At 42.2% G+C, this 21,055-nt stretch carries 19 protein-coding genes and 1 tRNA gene; 5 read left to right on the forward strand and 15 right to left on the reverse strand.

Annotated features, from left to right (window positions below; translation table 11 throughout):
- Nucleotides 1-7: 7 nt before the first annotated feature.
- The 6 genes from M2470_RS11485 to M2470_RS11510 form a co-directional block, all read right to left on the reverse strand.
- A complete protein-coding gene (locus M2470_RS11485; RefSeq protein WP_280745203.1) occupies nt 8-1,111 on the reverse strand; it encodes a hypothetical protein in 1,104 nt (367 codons plus the stop codon).
- Nucleotides 1,112-1,114: 3 nt separating this feature from the next.
- On the reverse strand, nt 1,115-1,825 hold the full coding sequence (locus tag M2470_RS11490; RefSeq protein ID WP_280745202.1) for an outer membrane lipoprotein-sorting protein: 711 nt from the start codon (nt 1,823-1,825) through the stop codon (nt 1,115-1,117).
- A 10-nt stretch (nt 1,826-1,835) separates the two neighbouring features.
- Nucleotides 1,836-3,056 (reverse strand): FtsX-like permease family protein, encoded by a 1,221-nt coding sequence (locus M2470_RS11495; protein WP_280745201.1) that lies wholly within the window; start codon nt 3,054-3,056, stop codon nt 1,836-1,838.
- A 19-nt stretch (nt 3,057-3,075) separates the two neighbouring features.
- Nucleotides 3,076-4,113, reverse strand: a complete 1,038-nt coding sequence (locus M2470_RS11500; protein ID WP_280745200.1) for an FtsX-like permease family protein — start codon at nt 4,111-4,113, stop codon at nt 3,076-3,078.
- A gap of 574 nt (nt 4,114-4,687) precedes the next feature.
- Complete coding sequence (locus tag M2470_RS11505; protein ID WP_280745199.1) at nt 4,688-4,981, reverse strand: transcriptional regulator; 294 nt, start codon at nt 4,979-4,981, stop codon at nt 4,688-4,690.
- Nucleotides 4,981-5,559, reverse strand: a complete 579-nt coding sequence (locus tag M2470_RS11510; RefSeq protein WP_280745198.1) for a hypothetical protein — start codon at nt 5,557-5,559, stop codon at nt 4,981-4,983. Before M2470_RS11510 ends, M2470_RS11505 begins: the two co-directional genes overlap by 1 nt.
- 160 nt (nt 5,560-5,719) lie before the next feature.
- On the opposite strand from M2470_RS11510, the gene M2470_RS11515 reads away from it, so the two are divergent.
- The gene (locus M2470_RS11515; RefSeq protein ID WP_280745197.1) at nt 5,720-6,949 is read left to right on the forward strand and encodes a PLP-dependent transferase; all 1,230 of its coding nucleotides are present in this window, start codon (nt 5,720-5,722) and stop codon (nt 6,947-6,949) included.
- An 8-nt stretch (nt 6,950-6,957) separates the two neighbouring features.
- Here the strand turns inward: M2470_RS11515 and gpmA are convergent, their stop codons facing one another.
- The 3 genes from gpmA to M2470_RS11530 form a co-directional block, all read right to left on the reverse strand.
- On the reverse strand, nt 6,958-7,704 hold the full coding sequence (gpmA, locus tag M2470_RS11520) for a 2,3-diphosphoglycerate-dependent phosphoglycerate mutase (RefSeq protein ID WP_280745196.1): 747 nt from the start codon (nt 7,702-7,704) through the stop codon (nt 6,958-6,960).
- Between the two features lie 97 nt (nt 7,705-7,801).
- The gene (locus M2470_RS11525; RefSeq protein WP_280745195.1) at nt 7,802-8,119 is read right to left on the reverse strand and encodes a hypothetical protein; all 318 of its coding nucleotides are present in this window, start codon (nt 8,117-8,119) and stop codon (nt 7,802-7,804) included.
- 104 nt (nt 8,120-8,223) lie between these two features.
- Nucleotides 8,224-10,575 carry a BamA/TamA family outer membrane protein gene (locus M2470_RS11530; RefSeq protein WP_280745194.1) on the reverse strand — a complete coding sequence of 784 codons (2,352 nt, stop codon included), beginning with the start codon at nt 10,573-10,575 and terminating at the stop codon, nt 8,224-8,226.
- A gap of 79 nt (nt 10,576-10,654) precedes the next feature.
- Between M2470_RS11530 and M2470_RS11535 the strand changes: the two genes are divergently transcribed.
- On the forward strand, nt 10,655-11,425 hold the full coding sequence (locus M2470_RS11535; RefSeq protein ID WP_280745193.1) for an RNA methyltransferase: 771 nt from the start codon (nt 10,655-10,657) through the stop codon (nt 11,423-11,425).
- Between the two features lie 157 nt (nt 11,426-11,582).
- Here the strand turns inward: M2470_RS11535 and M2470_RS11540 are convergent, their stop codons facing one another.
- A complete protein-coding gene (locus tag M2470_RS11540) occupies nt 11,583-12,374 on the reverse strand; it encodes a gluconate 5-dehydrogenase (RefSeq protein ID WP_280745192.1) in 792 nt (263 codons plus the stop codon).
- Between the two features lie 128 nt (nt 12,375-12,502).
- Between M2470_RS11540 and M2470_RS11545 the strand changes: the two genes are divergently transcribed.
- A complete protein-coding gene (locus M2470_RS11545) occupies nt 12,503-13,717 on the forward strand; it encodes a DUF4861 domain-containing protein (protein ID WP_280745191.1) in 1,215 nt (404 codons plus the stop codon).
- An 82-nt stretch (nt 13,718-13,799) separates the two neighbouring features.
- Here the strand turns inward: M2470_RS11545 and M2470_RS11550 are convergent, their stop codons facing one another.
- The 5 genes from M2470_RS11550 to M2470_RS11570 all read right to left on the reverse strand — a co-directional run bounded on the left by M2470_RS11550 (nt 13,800) and on the right by M2470_RS11570 (nt 18,024).
- On the reverse strand, nt 13,800-14,882 hold the full coding sequence (locus tag M2470_RS11550; protein WP_280745190.1) for a membrane dipeptidase: 1,083 nt from the start codon (nt 14,880-14,882) through the stop codon (nt 13,800-13,802).
- Nucleotides 14,883-14,894: 12 nt separating this feature from the next.
- A complete protein-coding gene (locus M2470_RS11555) occupies nt 14,895-15,992 on the reverse strand; it encodes a D-TA family PLP-dependent enzyme (protein WP_280745189.1) in 1,098 nt (365 codons plus the stop codon).
- Nucleotides 15,993-15,995: 3 nt separating this feature from the next.
- Nucleotides 15,996-16,466 carry a RidA family protein gene (locus tag M2470_RS11560; protein ID WP_280745188.1) on the reverse strand — a complete coding sequence of 157 codons (471 nt, stop codon included), beginning with the start codon at nt 16,464-16,466 and terminating at the stop codon, nt 15,996-15,998.
- 17 nt (nt 16,467-16,483) lie between these two features.
- Nucleotides 16,484-17,803 (reverse strand): gluconate:H+ symporter, encoded by a 1,320-nt coding sequence (locus tag M2470_RS11565; RefSeq protein ID WP_280745187.1) that lies wholly within the window; start codon nt 17,801-17,803, stop codon nt 16,484-16,486.
- A 149-nt stretch (nt 17,804-17,952) separates the two neighbouring features.
- A tRNA-Met gene (locus tag M2470_RS11570) sits at nt 17,953-18,024 on the reverse strand.
- Nucleotides 18,025-18,253: 229 nt separating this feature from the next.
- Between M2470_RS11570 and M2470_RS11575 the strand changes: the two genes are divergently transcribed.
- Both M2470_RS11575 and M2470_RS11580 read left to right on the forward strand, forming a co-directional pair.
- Complete coding sequence (locus tag M2470_RS11575) at nt 18,254-20,125, forward strand: dynamin family protein (protein ID WP_280745186.1); 1,872 nt, start codon at nt 18,254-18,256, stop codon at nt 20,123-20,125.
- Nucleotides 20,122-21,033 carry a DUF697 domain-containing protein gene (locus tag M2470_RS11580; protein WP_280745185.1) on the forward strand — a complete coding sequence of 304 codons (912 nt, stop codon included), beginning with the start codon at nt 20,122-20,124 and terminating at the stop codon, nt 21,031-21,033. The genes M2470_RS11575 and M2470_RS11580 overlap by 4 nt, the downstream gene beginning before the upstream one ends.
- The last annotated feature ends 22 nt before the right edge of the window (nt 21,034-21,055 follow it).

The raw sequence follows: 21,055 nt of genomic DNA on the forward strand, positions 1-21,055 counted from the left end.
GTATTATTTAGAAATGACAACTTAATAATATGGACGTTTGCGTATGGAAATCGGCCAGTGATTTATTGAAGATCATAGACGATAGCTCTACCTGGAAGTTATTTACCTTCCAAACGAACAAAGGAGCGATTATCAACTGATTAGAGTTTACATCAAAAAACGAACGTAACTGAAAATTAAACCGATCATATAGATCTTTAATTTCTGCAGATGCAAACAAGTTACACTTCCCGACACTTATAGGATCATAAATTATACCATTCAGGGGCATATACTTCTTGTAATTATTTACTTCTTTTCTACTCAGATAATCTTCCCTGAAACGGCATTCCACACGTGCCCCCAGATAGGCATTAAAGGAGACGGAAATTCCGTTTACCATCTCGGTATAAAACTTAGATGACCTATTCTCCGGAGCAATCAACCCGCCCTCCTCTCCTACCCGGTAACTCTTGGAATAGTTGCGAAACACCCCTTCGCTATAAGCGATAAAAAGATCCCCTCCATACGAAATATCATAGCCCAGCTGCTGATGCTTCCGATATGAGAGGAAGGACAGACTCAGGTCTACCCGCTCCCCTGTGTAGTTGTACTTCAGCGAGTAGCTGAAATCCTCGAGCTCCTTCTCCGGAAACACGTAAAGCTCCAGCGAGCCTGTGTTGAAGAGATAGGTATAGCTAAGCAAGAAGATGCCTTCGAGGCGGTTCTGCGTGCGGAACGGGTCTTTCTGAATATAGAAATTCGTAGGATTCCAAAGCATCCCGCTTCCCCAGTCCAAGCGCTTCTTACCTACCGCCCAATGATGCCTGTCCTTCCACGAAAAACGGGTGTACAACTCTTGAAAAGAAAAGCCGGTAGAGTCCTTTTCGAAGTTATAATTGACCAGACTGCCCTCTACCTGAAGGCTGTTGGACAGCTCCCCGATATCACTCTTCAGTGTCACAATCGGATAGAGCCGGGAAGTAGCACTAAACGCCCCCTTATCCAGGTCGTCATACTGTCCTTTTGACTCCAATATTACCTGGTAGGAAAGATCGTGCGACTGAGCATTGGCCAGCAATGGCAGCCAGGCTATAGCACCCGCGCATACATAGTAACAAAGCCGTTTCATAGCCTATTGCTTTAAAGAACCTAAGGTGAAAAACACCGATGGTTTTTCTTGTCTGCGCTTGCAGTTTTCGTAATACATCTTGGTTCGAGAGTTTTTCAACAACTCGTCTTTTATCAACATTTCACTCATATATAATGTACCGTCGGACTGCTTATCATACGCATAGTCTATTGTTTTAATGAGCTTTCCGGAGAGGGCAAACATTTCCTGCTTCAGAGGCACGCCTCGCTGTGAGTCGAACAAAATAATCACTTTATTATAGGAAACCGAAAGGTCTTTTGCTTTCAGCTCCAGTTGGACTAAAGTATCCTCTTGTTGCTCGCTTCCTGTCAGTTCGTAGTCTTTGCTGAATGCAAGTCGCATCAGGTCTCTATTGGAGGCATCACTTCCCATAAAGGCCTGCTTGAGAGGTAGCTTTATCACCTTGCTTGTCCGGGGCATGTACATCCACATATTCGACTCGTCGTTAAGCATCCGGCGGCCTTTTTCCACGGCAGGCCCCACGAATTCCATACGCATTTTCGCCTCTTTCCGGTAAAACTCAATCTGGTAATACTTGAGCAATTTATCGTTTTTGTAGACTTCCATTTTAATGTCGGCATACTCTATATACAAGGCCTCGTCTATCAGAGAAAGATAATCCGGACCTGCTGCATACACCGGCATATTGCCGGCCAATAAGACTAGTAGTGAGATAATACATATCGTTTTCATATTCTGTTTACTATTTTTCGTTTAACAATTTGATAATTCGCATACTATTTATAGATGAGAGAGACAGCCAGGTAGCCAGCAAGGGGTAAAGAATAGCTACGGAAGCAGCCCAAAGGACATCCTTGATATTCAATACAGGGCAGATAATTGAAGAGCCAAAAGCAAAGGAAGCCGAGCTACCCAGGTATACACCCCCTTGCAGATGTATAATAGATAGCAGCAGCAGTATAACAGCAAGCCCCGTCACAAGAGACAACAAACTGATATAGAAAGACTCGCAAAGAAATATCCGCTTCACTACCCGCCGGGAGAAACCAAAAGCAAGCAGGGTGCCGATTTCCTTCCGCCGCTCATTGATATTCTCTATCTCCATCGCCCAAATACCTGCAAAAGAGATCAGTAAGAGGAAGAAAACCATGCCTGCCAAGGAGTATTTGTTGATATTGGAAAGAGCCTGTGCCGTACTAAGATGGTCGGTGTAAGACTCTACCCCAATCCAGGGATGGCGGGTTTCGAGGATAAGTTGCTTTTTTATCCTATCAGCCTGCTCCAGATCGGTCAGGTCAATCAACAGATGCGTCGGCAGATTCGTATGGTAAAGCTCTTTTGCCTGAAGATAAGAGGTATAGACCGTATACTTATTAGCCTGAGAGGTATTGAGGAAGAAACCGCTTATGCTAAAATCGCCGATATTGACGGTACCGTCAGCCGACTGGATCATGACGCTACAATCATCACCAACAGACAGTCCGGCCTCCTCTGCCAAGCCCTGACTAATCAACATGCCATTAGACACTTGCCCCCAATCTGCCGAGCCTTCAAGCAGACCAACCGCCTCATTCAGTAAGGGAAGTTCATCTACTGAAACACCCTCAATCTTAACACGTTGTGTTGCATCCACAGCATATAATAGTGCATTATATGCCACCACTCGCTGCCGGTAACCGCTTATTTCCGGCATACGCTCCATTAGGTTCAACAGAGTGCTATATTCTTCATCTCCAAAGACTTTGTTTTCATAACCCGACAATTCTTTCTTTAAATTCAGGCGAATAGCTCCCGTTTCAAATTTGATATTCCGCATCACGATCTGGCTTTCAATCCCTCTCGATAAGGAGAAAATAAGGATAACCATCATGACAGTCAGCGCAATACCCAGGCCATTCAGCCAGACAGTCCCTATATTCTTATGTACATTTCTGACTGCTTGTTTTATATAGATATACATCATAATTCAATTATTCAGTTACTCAGTTATTAACCAGTGAATAAACCCTCCTTTTCCGCAGTTTTCCGACACTTATCAGGACAGCCAATACAGCCGTAACCATAAACAGCAACAAGACTTGCAGAAAGTCCCTGAAATAGAGATGTGGAGGCAGCTTGTCAGTCATCAAAGCGGTCTGCATATACTCCGATTCTATCGCAAAACCCTCTACTGGGAGCAGGCTTTGTAACGTCAGCAATAGCAAATAAGCAATCGCCACAGCAAGAAATGTCATAATAAGATACTCTGCACAGAGCAAAATCCTTATTTTCAACCAGGAAAACCCAATAGCCAAAAGCGTCCCAATTTCCTTCATGCGCGAACGAACCACCAGGGATGCCAGTGTAAGCAGTATAATCAGGCTGAAAGAAATAAAGACCACCTGAGTAAGTACCCCTCCGGCACCCCACACCTTGACTATCGCGCTCATCAACGGGACGGTCTGCTCCCATGAAGCAAGCCTTAAAGCAGGATCCTGTTCCATGCACCAATCGGCTAGTGAGGAAACCTCCTGAGGAGTGAAACCGCTGTCTGCAAGCGGGTTGACGATCAGTTCAAGTACCTGTACATCTTCCACCTCTACTATCTCCTGCCCCAATCGGTAAGGCATAAACCCATTGCGACTCAGAAAAATAGCCAAGCCTTCTTCCTTGAAAACACCGGATACAACACCCAAGGCATCCGACATATAGTCATTCACATTATCAGCCAACAGCAGCAAGGTATCCCCTACCCCACAAAGTAAATCTTTCGCCAAGCTCTCACTGATCAGCACCTCATTAGCCGAGCCAGGCATGTTTCCCTGAAATACATCAAGCATACCGGCTATCCGTTGGAGGTGATCGTCTTCCAAGGCATGAAAATTTGTGTATGATGTCCCCTCGTTGAATGATACCAAGGCACCAAGCCTGATTCGCCGGTTTATATGCGCATTACTGCAAATTGTTTTTAATTTATTTATATTATCATCTGTTATTTCTACTATTCTTTGTTTATTTAATTCAGATTCTAATATATTCATTTTTACATCTTCTGAATTAAATATTATAAATTGACCAGATATCGTTTCATTTATTCCTATATACAGTTTATTCTTTATTCCATTCACTAAAGCATAATCTGAAAGAATAATCACAGAAGAAATCAAAATAGTTGATATAAAGAATATTGATTGCTTTTTCTTTCTACCAATATTGTTTATAATGTATTTTATCTTTATCATATCTATTTATCTTATTATTATTTGATTTTTATTTTATAGACAACAAAATCTAAGCACAATACCATCGTGTATTGTGTAACATCATATCAAAATGTAATTGAATTACTTTTCTAAATCATACAGTTCATCCATTGAAAGTAAAGGACAACTTCTTCACACCGCTTGATGCCTTTTTTAGTTAGACCTACCTTCAAAATAATTTAGACGTACCTCTAAATTTATTTACACCTACCTCTAATTTAATTTACACGTACCTCTAAATCGATTTAGACGTACCTCTAAATTAAAAACAGACAAAGCAAGCCCGGGAAAGGCTGAACACCTCTCGGTAAAATCAATAAGAAAAATAAGGATACTGGATCTGGTTTACATACTAATTATCAGTGAAACGGATGTAACTTTTTAGCGCTTCAACATACTCTTCAAATGCCTTCACGCCTTCGGGAGTGATTTTACAGAGCGTACAGGGGATCTTACCTTTGTAGGTCTTTTCCACCTCGATGTAGCCTGCTTTGCTAAGTTTGTCTATCTGCACACTGAGGTTACCGGCTGTGGCACCGGTCTGCTCGCGGATATAAACAAAGTCGGCATCCTCCACAGAAAGCAGTAACGACATAATCGCCAGACGCAATTCCGAGTGTAGTAATGGATTTAACTCTTTAAACATCAGGCATTATTTTTACTTTTATGATTGAGGATATGGCCCGGTATAACAAAGACCAGCACGAAAACAAGCGACAGGAGGAGCAAGCGGTTCTCGCCCTGCATCCAGAGTACAACAGGCGATAGTGCCATAGCTATCGCACCGGCTATAACGACAGGCTTTATCTTCACTACCAGTCCCGTAAGGGCCGTGCACATCCCCAGCAGAAGTGAAGTAAAGAAAAGACTCTCCATATCGTGAAAAATGAGGGTAAACCCGCAAGCTATAATAATAGTAATCCCCATCAATATCCAGATGTACTTAACCACACGATCAATGTAAGTCGTTTTGTTTCGCATCCGGTTATAGATACGGGCTACGATGGGCCAGGCAATAGCGGGCAATACAAACCAGAGGTATCCCCAACGCCAATCAGCCGTGGCATGGATAAGGCACCAGATCACAATCGCAAAAGCCACACTGAGATAGCCAAACAGGAGAAAGGGGCGCCCGCTATTCTCTGCCAATTTATTTTGCGTATTCCGGATCATTTGACTAATGAGTTCCAAACTTTCCTTTTCAGTAATTTTCCTGTCTTCCATATCATTTTTGTATTTCTCAATACAAATATAAAGTAGTTTATTTTATAAACCACATTGATTAACACAGTTTAACTTCCGAGGAATATTTTATTTTATGGGAGGAGGCGAGAGTTATTAAAGCAAATCTATTATACATTTGCAACAGGTAAAATACATACTTATGACCCAATCAAGTTTTGAAGCGCAGTTGCTGCATACTCCTTATGAAAAGGCTGATGCACACAAGGCGCTGTCTATGCCGGTTTACAATTCTGTGGCTTTTGAGTTCGACTCGGCCGAAGCTATGGAAGAGGCCTTTTGCGGACGTAGTTCCGATCATTTTTATTCACGGATCAGCAATCCTACGGTTCAGTATTTTGAAGAGCGTGTGCGCACTGTTACAGGGGCGCTGAGCGTAACGGCTTTAAGCTCCGGAATGGCTGCTATAAGCAACACCTTTTTCACACTGAGTCAGACAGGTATGAATATCGTAACCTCTCCGCATTTGTTCGGAAACACCTATTCTTTCCTTAGGAATACATTGGCGATGTTCGGAGTAGAAGTTCGTTTTTGCGATCTGACAAAGCCGGAGGAAGTCCGCTCCAATATTGACAACAACACCTGTGCCGTCTTCCTGGAGATCATAACCAACCCCCAATTGGAAGTAGCCGACCTGAAAGCCTTGTCTGCTATTGCGAAAGTAGCTGGCATTCCGTTGATTGCAGATACCACCATCATCCCTTTCTCGTCATTCAACGCAAAAGACTTCGGGGTGGATATTGAGCTTGTTTCCAGCACGAAATATATTTCGGGAGGGGCCACTTCTGTGGGAGGGCTTATCATCGATTACGGTTCGACAGACTGGAGCCGGTCTAAACCCCTGGAAGCATGGCACGGACAAGCAGGGGATGCCGCTTTTACCCTGCGCCTGAGAAAAGAGATACACCGCAACATAGGCGCCTATATGACACCTCAATCGGCTTATATGCAGTCTCTTGGACTGGAGACCTTGCAGATCCGGTATCAGCAGCAAGCCAGTACCTGCCTGGAATTGGCCAAACGCCTGGAACTGATGGAAGGAGTTATCTCCGTTAACTATACGGGCTTAAAGAAGAACCCGTTTCACGCCATCAGCACCAGCCAGTTCGGAGCCTATCCGGGAGCTATGCTGACATTCAACCTGATATCCCGCGAAGCCTGTTTTTCATTCATGAATCGCCTGAAAATCATACGCCGGGCCACCAACCTGTTTGACAACAAAACATTGGCGATCCACCCGGCTAGTACCATTTATGGCAGCTTCAGCGACGAACAACGAAAAAGCATGGACATCAAGCAAAAAACCATCCGCCTCTCCGTAGGACTGGAACAAGCTGACGATCTGCTTTTTGACATAGAGCAAGCTTTGTAAGCGTTGCTTTATTGCTTTTTACCTTGATTGGCTACGGCTTCCATTAGTTTTTTGATCTCTTCGGGGTCGCCCAGGAAGTAGTCGTTTTGTAGTTTGAGGTTGTCGTCAAACTCAAAGACATAGGGGATAGCTGTAGGCAGATTGAGATGGACGATATCTTCGTCGGATATGTTCTTTAGGTACTTGATAATGCCGCGCAAGCTGTTTCCATGCGCTGTAACCAATACCTGGTTTGCTTTATGTAAAGTAGGAAAAATCGTTTCTTTCCAGTAAGGCAGGATACGCTCTACTGTGTCTTTCAAAGACTCTGTTCGTGGCAAATCCTTATCTGCCACCTGTTTGTAGCGGATATCGTGTTTGGGATTGCGCGGATCATGCTCATCCAGCGGCAAGGGGGCTATATCATAACTCCGGCGCCAGATAAGTACCTGTTCATCACCATATTTTGCAGCTGTTTCACTTTTATTTAAACCTTGCAGATTGCCATAATGCTTCTCGTTCAGACGCCAGTTTTTCTCTACCGGAATCCAGTCCTGATCCATCTGGTCAAGCACATTATTCAAGGTTTTTACGGCTCTTTTCAGATAAGAAGTATAGGCAACATCAAAGACATAGCCTTTCTCTTTCAGCTGCCTACCGGCTTTGATAGCCTCTGCCACTCCTTTTTCCGTTAAATCCACATCAGTCCACCCGGTAAAGCGGTTTTCCTTATTCCATGTACTTTCGCCATGGCGGAGCAAAACAATACTTTTCATATATAATCTCCTTTCACATTAACATTTACTCATTATTTATAATAACAAATAAATGCGCGAAAAGTTATTATACACCCTACAAGGGAAGGACTTTCAATCAGGGATTGTGATGATGCTCCCGACGAGGAGGACGCCCTTTGTCATACTCCCACTGTATCAGTTTATCGTTCAATATATGAAGCTTATACATGCCATCTTCCGCGTTTGTATAACCCAATATCTCTACATTACCATCCGGTGTTTGAATCGCGCCTACAGAGCGATAAGACTTGCCCATCACGGATATAACATTCCTCTTCGACATACCTAACTGAATTTTCCGGATATTGGAATCGGCCTTTATTGCATCTGTATAAGAGGAACATGACACCAACAGACACCCTATAAATAAAGAGAATAAAACATTTCTAATCATAAACATAATATTTAATACAACAAAGTACATAGCATATGCTAATCAAGCGAAATATACGGTTTTTTTTTGTATAAACGAAAGAAAGGGATACCTTCACATTAGGATCAGAAGGGATAGCCAACGGCGAAATGCCAGGCAAAGTTTTTGTGGAAATTAGGATGAGTTATAGCCCATCGGTCTGAGCCTTTCGCTTGTGGATCATAAGCTTTAAAGCCTGTATCAAAGCGTATCAGGAAAAAATCAAAGTCGAGACGTAAGCCCAAACCATAGGAAAATGCTATTTCCTTATAAAATTGGGTAAATTTAAACTTCCCGTCTTCCTGGTCGGGATATGAACGAATAGTCCAGATATTGCCGGCATCTACAAAGGCTGCCAGTTCAAATTTCCAGAATAATTTGGTACGATATTCCAAATTGGCATCCAGGCGGATATCGCCGGCTTGCGTGGCAAAGGTTGCCGAGTCACTTGACATACTGCCCGGACCCAGCGAACGAACCGACCATCCCCGCACACTGTTGGCTCCGCCGGCAAAATAACGTCTCTCAAAAGGTATCCGTTTGGCATTGCCATAGGGATAGGCTAAACCTACTCCTAAGTGAAAGGCCAGTCTGTTTCTATTGTCTAATACAATACCTTTGCTGAAGTCAAAATCGCCTTTCATATATTGGGAATAATCAATACCAAAAAGCTCATAATTCCCATTATTTCCCTTATCTGCCTGAAGAATATGGGACAGGACATTCAATACATTACCGGCTGATTCTACCGACACGCGGAAAGAATGGGTATTGCGCTGACGGTGTTGAGGATTGTAATTGTTGAAGCTATATGTATAACCGGAGCTAACGATAAACTGGTTGTTAAAGTTGTACAACTGCGTAGCTTCGGGCAGGGAGGTTAGAAAATCTCTATTAATGCGGGGCAGATAAAGGTAGTCTACATCTATCAGGTTAAACGTATGGCGAGCCAGGGAGTTTGTCCGGTTTTGCCAACTGTAGCTCCAACCGCCCGAAACAACAGCTCTTTCGTATTCAGGACGAGTCTGGCGATTGTAGCTGACCTTGAATTCCGTATTAGCACGAAGTTTTCTGCTGAAGTTTTCACTGATAAAGGGGAATAAAAAACGGGGAAAAACCAAAGACATCTCCCCTCCTATTTCCCAGTAATTATCAAGTCCGTATTGCTTGCTGCCTGACAGTGACTCATAAGCTCCACGAATTTTGGCGGAAAAGACTTCCGAACCTTTGAAAAAATTACGATGTCTGTAGTTAAGACTGGATGCAAATCCCAGATCACCGGCTGAGTTTGTCCCTTCAATATCTACACCAAAGCCATGAACCTTTGCCGGAGACGTCAGAATGGTAGCATGTAGCTTCATGGTATCGTTTTCTTCTATCTCATTAAAGCGGATATTCACATTTCGAAGTGCATTTAAGGAGGCAAAAGAAGAGTAGGTTTGCTCCAGGCTTCTCTCGCTAAACAAGCTGCCGGGAGTCATATAGTTACTCCTTCTCAATATATTGGGACGAATACTCCGCCCGTTTTTGCCGTAAACAATAGTAACATCTCCTTTTTTCAAGGTATCTGTAGGAATGAAAGGTTCATCGTCTTCCAGACGAAGAGGATCGTAATCCGTAAGGATTGTAATGTCTTTCAGGTAGTAGCGGCGATGGGGCTGCTCTTCAATAGTTCCATCCGGCAATATCTTCCGGTGGGGCTTCAGTATCATCTCAAGGTCTACTATATTGTCATTAAATGTGCTGTCGGCCAGATACGCCAGGTTGTCACGATTAAAGCCGTAATACCCTCTTCTACGCAACAGGGAAGTAATTCGCTGCCTTTCTTTATCTAGCTGATCTCGATCAAAATTATCCCCTTTTTTTACTACCGGAATATATTCATCCGGAGTAGAGCGGAAGGCTGCTCCCAGGCGGGAGCGGACGGGAGGTTTCAAGTGAGCAATGCTATCTATAAGCGGATCGTCCAACTTCATTGCATAGTCTCGGATCACATAAGGTTGATTACTGATCACATCATAGGTTACAACAGCCTTCTTATTCCTTGTTGTATCAACAGATGTAGTAATTTCAGCATTCGGATAGCCTTTGTTGGTCAGAAAACGCTTCAGTTCATCCACCGATTCACCTACCAAGGTAGTATCAAGAATGATCGGTGCTTCGCCTATTCGTCGGATTTGTTTATTTATCCATTTATTCTCGTCACGTCCCGACCAACCATATACGAATAACTGCCATTTCATCAGGTTAAAAGCCTTAAAATTGGGTTGTTGGCGAAGATACGGTTTTAGTTCTGTGGACTTATATTGCTTGTTATCCGTATTAATCACAACTTTATCAAGCAGGTACTCACCGTCTGCCACAAACTTAGTTGAGCTGCAGGAAGACAAGACCCACACCCACAAAGCTATAAATATCAGACGAAAGAGAAGCTTCATACCCTAGTTGTTTACGCCCGCAAATGTAGTTCAAATTAAAGAAAATCGCGTACTTTTGTTTTGTAAAAAGAGAATAAGGATGATTAGCAAAAGTAAATTAAAATACATTCGCTCATTGGAACTTAAAAAGTTCAGAGACGAACACCGGGCATTTGTGGCCGAAGGAAACAAACTGGTATCCGATATGCTTGGGGCTTATGAAAGTGAACTGATCATCGCTAAGCCTTCATGGATGGCAACCCAGGGGGATATACCTACTCTTGAGTTACTGGAAGCAGATGAGCATGATATCCGTAAAGGTAGTTTTCTGAAAAATCCGCAAGATGTAATCGCCGTATTCAAGCTTCCTGCCTACAAGCTGGAAGAAGTAGACCCTTCCGGAGAGGTTGTTCTGGCGCTCGATTGTATTCAGGATCCCGGCAATATGGGAACCATTATCAGGCTGGCGGCCTGGTTTGGCATCGGGCATATTGTATGTAGCATGGATACAGTTGACGCTTTTGCTCCCAAAACAGTACAGGCCACTATGGGCAGCCTGGCACATGTGAAAATACATTATACAGACCTGGAGGCTTACCTTACAGAATGGAAAAACAGAGACATACCTGTATACGGCACATTTCCGAATGAGGAAAGTATTTATTCCAAACAGCTATCCGACAAGGGCTTTATCCTGATGGGGAATGAAGGAAAAGGTATTCGCCCTTCTCTGGAAAGCCTGATTACGGAAAAGCTCTGCATCCCAAGCTATCCCGAAAACACAGATACAGCCGAGTCGCTAAACGTAGCCATTGCTACAGCTATTGTTTGTGCCGAATTCCGCAGACAACATATATCCAAACATAGATAAAGTCCCGTACCAAGATGGAGGTACAGGACTTTACAAAGGGCTAGTCTTAAAAAGGGAATGTCTTCGGTGCAAATATAAATCGCTTAATATCAACCGCAAAACATTTTGTCAAATTGCCAATAGATAAATGCAAATTGCCAATCCTCATTCCTCTTTATTAAGGCTGCTTCCCTATATAAGCTAAAATTCCGCCATCTACGTACAAGATATGTCCGTTTATAAAGTCGGATGCCTCTGACGATAGAAATATAGCAGGGCCCATCAAGTCTTCCGGAGTTCCCCAGCGGGCAGCCGGTGTTTTTGCAATAATAAAAGAATCAAACGGATGACGTGAACCATCGGCTTGTTTTTCACGCAAAGGAGCTGTTTGAGGTGTAGCTATATAACCCGGCCCTATTCCATTACATTGTATATTATATTCGCCATATTCGGAAGCTATGTTGCGAGTCAACATTTTCAAACCTCCTTTAGCTGCAGCATAGGCTGATACGGTTTCACGCCCTAATTCGCTCATCATAGAACAGATATTGATAATCTTGCCCCCACCTTTCTTGATCATAGAAGGGATAACGGCTTTGGCAACTATAAAAGGAGCATTCAAGTCTACATCAATTACCTGGCGAAACTCGGCAGCAGACATCTCATGCATAGGGATACGCTTGATGATTCCTGCATTATTAAACAGAATATCAATAACCCCAACTTCCTTTTCCACCTGAGCAACCAGAGCGTTTACCTGTTCTTCATTCGTTACATCACATACATAGCCATGTGCCTGAATGCCTTTTTCTTTATAAGCAGCTACTCCTTTGTCTACCAAATCCTGGTTAATGTCGTTAAATACAATTGTTGCCCCGGCTTCCGACAAGGCTGAGGCGATTGCAAAACCAATCCCATAAGAAGCACCTGTAACAAGTGCAACCTTCCCGTTCAATGAAAAATTTGCCATTTTCTCTTCTCTTTTTAGTTATTATAATAAATCATGTGTTCGTACACAAATATTCTGCAAATTAAGCAAATTATTAGTTCTAATCTAAAGATTATTCATATTTTTACGCCAAAATTCATGGAATAATTATGAGAACACTGATCAGTCTATTATTTATGTTCGTAGCTCTTGCTTGTACTGAAAGAAAAGAGCTTACCGTTTCCGTAGCTAATTCTTCATCCTTGCAAAGGGAGTACGAGATCGTTGAGCTTGATCTGGCCGTCATTACAGAGAGATTCAACGGAGAAGATTTCATTATTACCAATCCGGAAGGCAAGCAAATTCCTTACCAATTGACACATGATAAGAAAATAATCTTTCCGGTTAGCCTAAAAGCTCATGAGGTGGTTAATTATTCAATCAAAACCGGAAAACCCGATTCCTACAAAGCCCTTGTTTTTGGAAAGTATTATCCTGAACGGGTAGATGATATAGCCTGGGAGAATGATAAGATCGCATTCCGCACTTACGGACCGACTCTGCAAGCTAGTGGAGAGAAAGCTTTCGGTTATGATGTATGGGTAAAACGTGTACCTGAGCTTGTTGTTGAGCAACGCTATGCTACAGAATTAAACCCGGAGACTAGGAAAAAGATTGAAGAACTCAGAAAAACCGATCCCGAAGCAGCACAAGAACTTGCTAATTCGGTGTCATACCACATAGACCATGGCAACGGCTTGGACTTCTACAGTGTTGGCCCGACGCTGGGAGGAGGCACCTCAGCTTTATTAGCAAACGATAGTTCTATCATTTATCCCTATTGCTACAAAACATACGAAATAGTGGATAACGGCCCCTTAAGGTTTACAGTTAGATTAACATATAATCCCCTGACTGTAAACGAAGATACAGATGTAATAGAAACCCGCACCATTTCACTTGATGCCGGATCGCAACTGAACAAGATTACTGTAAAATATACCAACTTAAGCAAAAACACACCCATTGTTACAGGCATTGTCATGCATGAGCCAAGCAATGATTATCAAACCAATACAACAGAAGGATTTATCGCCTACGCAGCACCTGCTGATCCTGTAAACGGACAAATATATGTAGGTGCTGTTATCCCATCGATCATCAATGAAGCGAAAGCTGTTTATTTCTCTGACAAAGAGAAAACAGAGCGCAAAGCCAACGGGCATGTACTAGCTTTCAGTGATTATACTCCCGGTGGCGAATATGTATATTATACTGGCGGAGGTTGGAATAAATGGGGATTTGAAAATTCTCTCAATTGGTTTAACTACGTAAGCAATTTCTCACAAAAAGTAAGAGAACCATTAAGCATTAATATCCAATAGGATAGTCTAATAAAAATAGAATAAGCCTTTTTCTTTACCCTGTATGTGGAAAGAAAAAGGCTTATTTATTTGGAGTAAACTCTTATACCGGAAGAGAATTTTGTAAGAAACGAATTACATTTCCGCTGGCTATTGCTTCAATATCTTTGTCGCTATAACCTCTTTTCTTCAGTATTTCGGGGACTTTTTGCAGATCTGCGATTGTTTTCAGGTCGTAGGGACATTGCTCTGTTCCGAAGGCACCGTCCAGGTCGCTTCCTATAGCGGCATAATCAGTATTACCGGCTAATTGGCAGATATGGTCTATGTTATTAGCCATTATCTCCAGGTTACAATTCATAGTCTGAGGGGTTGATACACCGCGTACCCATCCTGGTACCATCATCCATGCGTCCAGCGCTACACCTATTACAGCCTTACGTTCGATCAATGCCTTTATCATTTCGTCACTAAACTGCCGGTTATGATCTACAAATACACGACAATTATTATGGCTAGCCCAAACCGGTCCTTTGTAAAGCTCCAAAGCATGCCAAAAAGCTTCATCATTCAAGTGGGTTACATCCAGGATCATACCCAACTCATCCATTTTCTTTAGCAAAGATTGCCCCATCTCATTTAGCTTTCCCGAAGAATCTGTTCCGTTGGCATATCGTCCCGGGCCGTAATGAGCCGGGCCTACAGCTCTTAGTCCGCAATGATAGGCTCTTTCCACATGATCGACAGTTACAAATGAATCTGCTCCTTCAATGCTCAATACATATCCGATGGATTTATTTTTCGATGTTCCGCCTTCTTGCCATGATGAGAGATGTTTGTTTAACTCATCCCGCGTCCGTATCATAGTCATAAAGCCGTCTTCTTCCATTGCTTTATACCAAGCCAACTGACCTTGGGTTTGCGCCCAGGCCTGTTCAGGCGAATGCCATCCGGGTAAAGGATTATCGGGTGCTACATAGCGTCCGATTTGGGTTGCAACTATCAAACCGACATTTCCTTTTCTCAACTCCTCAAAGGAGATAGTAGCATTTCCTCTGTCCGGTTTATCGGTCATGCCATGTTCTCTTCTGTTTATTTCCTGTACGGACTCCCGTAAATCCCGATTCCACTCCAAGGCATTCATGCTGAGGTCGAGATGTATATCTGCAATTAATTGTTTAGACATTTGTTTTTGAATTTAAATAGTTATATAACGGTTACGGGCTATAATGTTCCACGCTTCGGTAATCATTTTATCTCGAGCCACAAAGGCTTTATCATACAAAGCAACAGTAGGGCAAATATGTACCGGCACAGCATAAAACACATCCCCATGCGAATAGATACCGGTATCCGGAACTTCCAATACCAAATGTTCCTCACTCTGAGATACCTGTACCGCATCCGGGGCATTCAGGAAATGTACGCGCGGCAAGGGGTTTTCAGAGGCTACAGCTTTATAACCCAAATCAACACAAAGCCTTTTTTTATCGATAATAGATATCACCCGGGTGATCAGTACGGCAGCATAATTAAACGGCATATCGGTAAATAAGTGCTTGTACCCCCAATCCCAGAACACAAAGGTGCCCGGACTACACTCCACATGTTCACGATGTACGTGCATAGGGAAAGTAGGGGTTCCACCAACAACCAAAAGCAACTGGTACGTGAACCATGACTGTATTTCTTTGTGTACTTCTTCTACCATAGCATAAGCAGCATCTGCCAATCGTTGCCTCTGAACCGGATCCGCTTCATGAATATGTCCGTCATATCCATGTAGCCCAATCAGCCGAAGATGCTTCAATGATAAGATATAGGCTGCAAGTTCTACAGCTCCTTCGGGCTGAATACCGGTCCGGTTCATTCCTATATTCAAATCAATAAGCACATCGATTACCGTACGCTCTGCGGCAGACAGATCATTCAGTGCCTTTGCACATTCTTTATTGTCTACCAAGCAGGAATAATGCGTCTTCTGATAGGTCTTAGCCAGTTTTACGAAACGAGCCATCTTAGCTCCGACGGGCTGATAGGCCAGCAATACATCAAGTGCATCAATCATACCCAGCATTTCAGCCTCGGCAATGGTTGCACACTTGAATTTAGATATTCCGGCCTTCATCATCATTTCACAAACTTCCCCCGTTTTATTGGTCTTTACATGAGGACGAAGCTTGTTTACACCTCCGGCTATTCCCAGCGCTAAATTAATATTATCTAAAATAATATCCGGATATATCACCAAAGCCGGGGAATCTACCGATTCAATATTATCAACCACATACCACATGGCTTACTCCAACTCAAAAAGTGCTTCAATTTCTACAGGAATATTATCGGGTAGCGAACCGAAACCTACGGCACTACGCACGCCTACTCCGTTATCTTCTCCCCAAACTTCAGCAAATAGTTCACTGCATCCGTTAATAATATAAGGGTGACGTTCAAATTCGGAGGTACAGTTCACCATCCCTAAGACCTTGATTACCCTTTTTACCTTATTCAGGCTACCTAAATTTTCCTTGATTGTTGACAACATCGTCAAGCCCACCTGACGCGCAGCCAGCTTACCTTCCTCTGCAGCAATATCCCGCCCGATCCGGCCTATTATTAATGTTTTATCATCTTGTACCGGCCCATGTCCTGATAGGTATAAATACTTTCCATCTATCAAACAAGGTTTATATACCCCTTTGGGCTCCGGAGCCGGAGGCAAACTCAATCCCAACTTCTCAAATCGTTCATCTGCATTCAACTTATCCATAAAATTATCTATTTTGTTTATATAAAAACACTTAACAATAACACACCTATTAATCCGACAACAGAAACGATTGTTTCCATCACCGACCATGACCTGAACGTATCTTTCAGGCTCAAATTAAAGTATTCCTTAAAGAGCCAAAAGCCCGAATCGTTGACATGGGAGAAAAACAAACTTCCTGCACCTAATGAAAGAACCATCAAATTAGGATTTACACCCGTTTGTGCTACCAAAGGCATAATCACACCGGCAGCTGTAAGCGCAGCTACCGTAGCAGAGCCAATACAAACACGTATGATAGCTGTAATCAGCCATCCCAGGATAAGCGGATGTATCGGTAACTGCTTGAATACCTCAGCCAACTGCGTACTAACCCCGCTTTCTTCCATTACTTGTTTGAAAATACCCGAACCGGCTATAATCAGCAATATCATAGCTATATCCTTTACGGCATCTACATATACAGCCATTATGTCTTTCATGCTCCTACCCTGCTTAAGCCCTAAGGTATAAGTGGCAACAATCAAAGATATTAACATCACTATTGAAGGTGCGCCAACCAGCGAAAGCATAGCAGATGCCGATTTACCCAAATTGGTAAAAACGAGAGGAATAATTGTTACTATAATAAGTAAGAAAACCGGCAGTGTGGCACTTATCAAGCTATTAGCTTTCCCCGGCGAACCATAAGCCGTATTTTCTTCTTTCTGTTCAAATAAGGTAACAGGCCCCGACCTTACATTCTTCAATGTTTTGGCAAATAAAGGCCCGGCAATAATGATAGCAGGAATCGCAATACATAAGCCCAGTATCAACGTCATCCCCAGATTTGCATCAAACAAAGAAACCAATGCTACCGGCGAAGGGTGCGGCGGCAGGAAACCATGTGTTACCGACAAGGCAGCCAACATGGGGAGTCCGATATAAACAGCCGGTAATTTATATTGATTGACAACCGAAAAAATCAAGGGAACGAGTAATACAAAGCCTATACCATAAAACAGCGGAATACCTACTATAAAACCTGTAATCATCAACCCCCACTGGATATATTTTGTGCCGAATAAATCGACCATAACAGATGCTATTTTCTTAGCAGCCCCGCTTTCGGCCACTAATTTTCCCAGCATGGCGCCTAATACGATAATCAATGTCAGGCTACCTAGAATATTACCAATTCCTTCGTCTACCAATCCGGGCAAACGCTCCAAGGGTATGCCTAAAGCTATTCCGGCTCCTACAGAAACCAACAGAAAAGACAAAAAAGCATCAACCTTAAAATAAGAAATCAGCAATATTAATATTGCCAGGCTAACAATTACTATTATAAACGTCATTATCTTTTAGGTATTATATTGGGTTTATGATTGTTCTATCTTTGCAAAGAAAAAGATTTATTTTTACCCACCAACAATGTTATAACTAACAAAAATAAAAAAAGCCTTCAAAATCCCTTTTTACAGAATTGAAGACTTTCTATGTTGTGTTGCGGAGACAAGACTCGAACTTGTGACCTTTGGGTTATGAGCCCAACGAGCTACCACTGCTCCACTCCGCGATATAGCACAATCATTTCCCTGATTGCGAATGCAAAGGTAGAGTTTATTTTCTATTTATCCAAACAAATACAGCATTCTTTTACTTTTTATTCGTCCGCAAGGTGTTAAAAAATTGCAGCCATGCGTTTTACAAATTGTAGCCATGCGTTTTTGAAATCGCATGGCAGCGATTTTTCAAGTGCATGGCTGCAATAAAAAACTCAATTAGTTTTGTATATTTGTAAGATTATGAAAGAAGAGTTAATCCATTCAGGGAAAGAGAAAATCAAGGCTTACATAGAGACTTGGTTGCCCCTGCAGAAAGATGAAAAAATAACCCTTGGACTGAAAAGATTGCAAACAGCGTACCGGGAGTTTGACAGTAAGCAATTCATTGTACTGGTAGTAGGAGCCGTTAAGTCGGGAAAGTCTACATTGGTCAACCTGTTTGCGCATGAATACGTAAGTCCTACTCATTTTCTGGAATGTACGGTACGTCCTTCTATCATATCCAAAGATGCGGAAGAGAAAATCTACCAATACACCCTCAAACAGGGTAAAGATAAAGTCGAGGCATTTACCACCATCCTCGATTATATACGGGGACTACGTGAAAAAAGTGAAACGGAACTTCTGTCAGACTGTAAAGTCTATGAGCTGAACCGGCACAATCTAGACTTGTACGTTCGCCTCAACATGAACGAAGAGAACATTCGCCTCGACAATACCCTGATTACCAATATCACCACTCCGGGAGGAAACCTGATCAACGGAGAGACAATTATTATTGACATGCCTGGCCTGGATGGTGGCTATGCCAATTTCGACGATCCCATCTATAAGGAAATAGCCGAACATGCCGACTTTATCATTTTTGTACAGAGCTCTAACTCAGCTGTTAATAAGATATCCAAAGAGTTCCTTAATCTGCTTCTCGAGAAAAATAGAGAAGTGCCGGTTTCGTTGATCCATAACGTGTTTGATGCCTCTTATTGGGAGCCGGAAAAAGATAAGCAACAGCAAATAAATGAGCAAATTGACTTTGCTACTAATATCATTAAAGAGAAGAAATTTGAGATATTGAACTCTTTCTCTGTCAATCTGGGAAAAGTAAACGATGCAAAAAACTATCCTTATATAGATGACTTACAGGCTGAAAAGGAAAAGTTTGACAAGATGGAGGAGGAGTTATTTCTGACTATTAAAGAAAAGCGGAATCTGATACATGAAAAAAACTGCGTTTTCAAAGTAGAACATGCTATCGACAAACTACTTACCACCATAGCCGAACGGGAAAAGGACCTGACGATGGATAAAGACAAAATGGAATGGCTTAATAATAAGCTGGATGGGTTTATTCAACGCTTCAGGAATGTGGAAATAAGAAAAGATGAAATAGAAACGGCCATTAAGAACCTGTTTGAAAATAAGCGGGGGGACTGGGAACGGGAAATAGAGAGCCTGGCTGCTATACGGGCTAAAAACGTGATGAGCAATGGAGAACGTACTTCGGCTACCCGGAAGCAGATTGATGAATTTGCTGCTGATTCGACACAAGTGATAAAGAACTATCTTGAGTCGGAAGAGTTCAAGAATAATGTTGCCATGAAGTTTAACGACAAAATGAAGATGGCTTATAATGAGATCTATACCGAATTGATCAAATTTATGCAAGAAAACAAAATACCGATTTTCTTCCTTCCTTCAGTTACCATGGATGAAGTCTTTGATTTTCATTTTGATGGAGAAAGCGGCAAAATCAACCGGGTATTCCGCCCGGGCGGACGAAATAAAAAAGATGTTTGCGCCATCATAAACGGACGGAAAGCCATGTTTATAGGATATAGCGAGCAAGATATGAAACATCTCGGCAAGCTTCAACTGTCTATTATCCCGGAAATGAGCAAATTCTATATGGAAACGTTCAGCAAAAACCAGCAACTATTTATCGATAAACTGTGTGAGTTGATAAAAGAACGGAAAAAAGAAAAAGCGCCTCATTATGAGGAAACAGTAAACGAAATGAAGGACGAATTGTCTCAATTTCAAGAGATGGCAAAAAAACTAAGCGAAATCAAGGGCCTTTTTAACACGATTAACTCTAATTTTTATCAGTCATGAAAAAGAATCTGATCCTGGCACTTGTTGTTATCCTGGTACTTAGTGGCGTTTTATTACTGGGGAATATCATCATTATCGGCGAAAAAGTAGCAACCTTATTCCCTTATGCCGACTATGTTTTTTATGGGATTATCGTAGCTCTGATATTCTTTTTCCTGATCTTGCCTTTTCTGAAAGTATTCTTTGCCCCTCAAATGCCGGCCTTGAACGAAGAAGAGGTAAACCAACTATCGGAAAAAGAAATCTATAATCTAGGAATCACCTTAGCCAGAAATAATTACTACATAGCCAATCCGGAGAAAAGAAAAGAGCATACGAATGAGTTGAAGGATTTCTTCGATCGCCATTACGGAGAGAAAGATGCCTCTATCCAACAAGTTGCTAGCGAATTAGAAAAAAGATATCATTCGCTGAATGAGCAGATACACACAGAGGCTTTGACGGCTTTTGTCATTACAGGTTTGTCTCAAAATGGGAAGTTGGACTTTATCACACTTTTGATTATCAACTTCCGCTTGGTGAAAAAGGTAGTGTATGCCTCCGGCTTTCGTCCTACCCATAAGCAACTGATCTGGATATACTACAACGTGCTTGGATCGGCCTTACTGACAAGCTTATCGGATGATATGCTGGAAGACATCGACCTGACACCTCTAACGCAAAACATTAAAGTGCCGGGCTTTGTCATTACTTCCTTTTTTGACGGACTGATCTCTGCCCTCCTCACACTACGTATCGGATACATTACTAAGTATTACATCCTCAAAGGAAGCAAAGGTTACAATCGGACAACTGCCAGACGTTACGGTTTGAAAAATGCACGAAAAGAAATCCTTAGCATTGCCAAACAAGGCAAAGACATTCTAAAAGAAAAGATGACAGGTTTGATGGTCAACACAACTGAATAACAAGATAGTATAAAACAAAAAG

Source organism: Parabacteroides sp. PH5-46, assembly GCF_029892785.1.
Classification (GTDB): domain Bacteria; phylum Bacteroidota; class Bacteroidia; order Bacteroidales; family Tannerellaceae; genus DFXE01.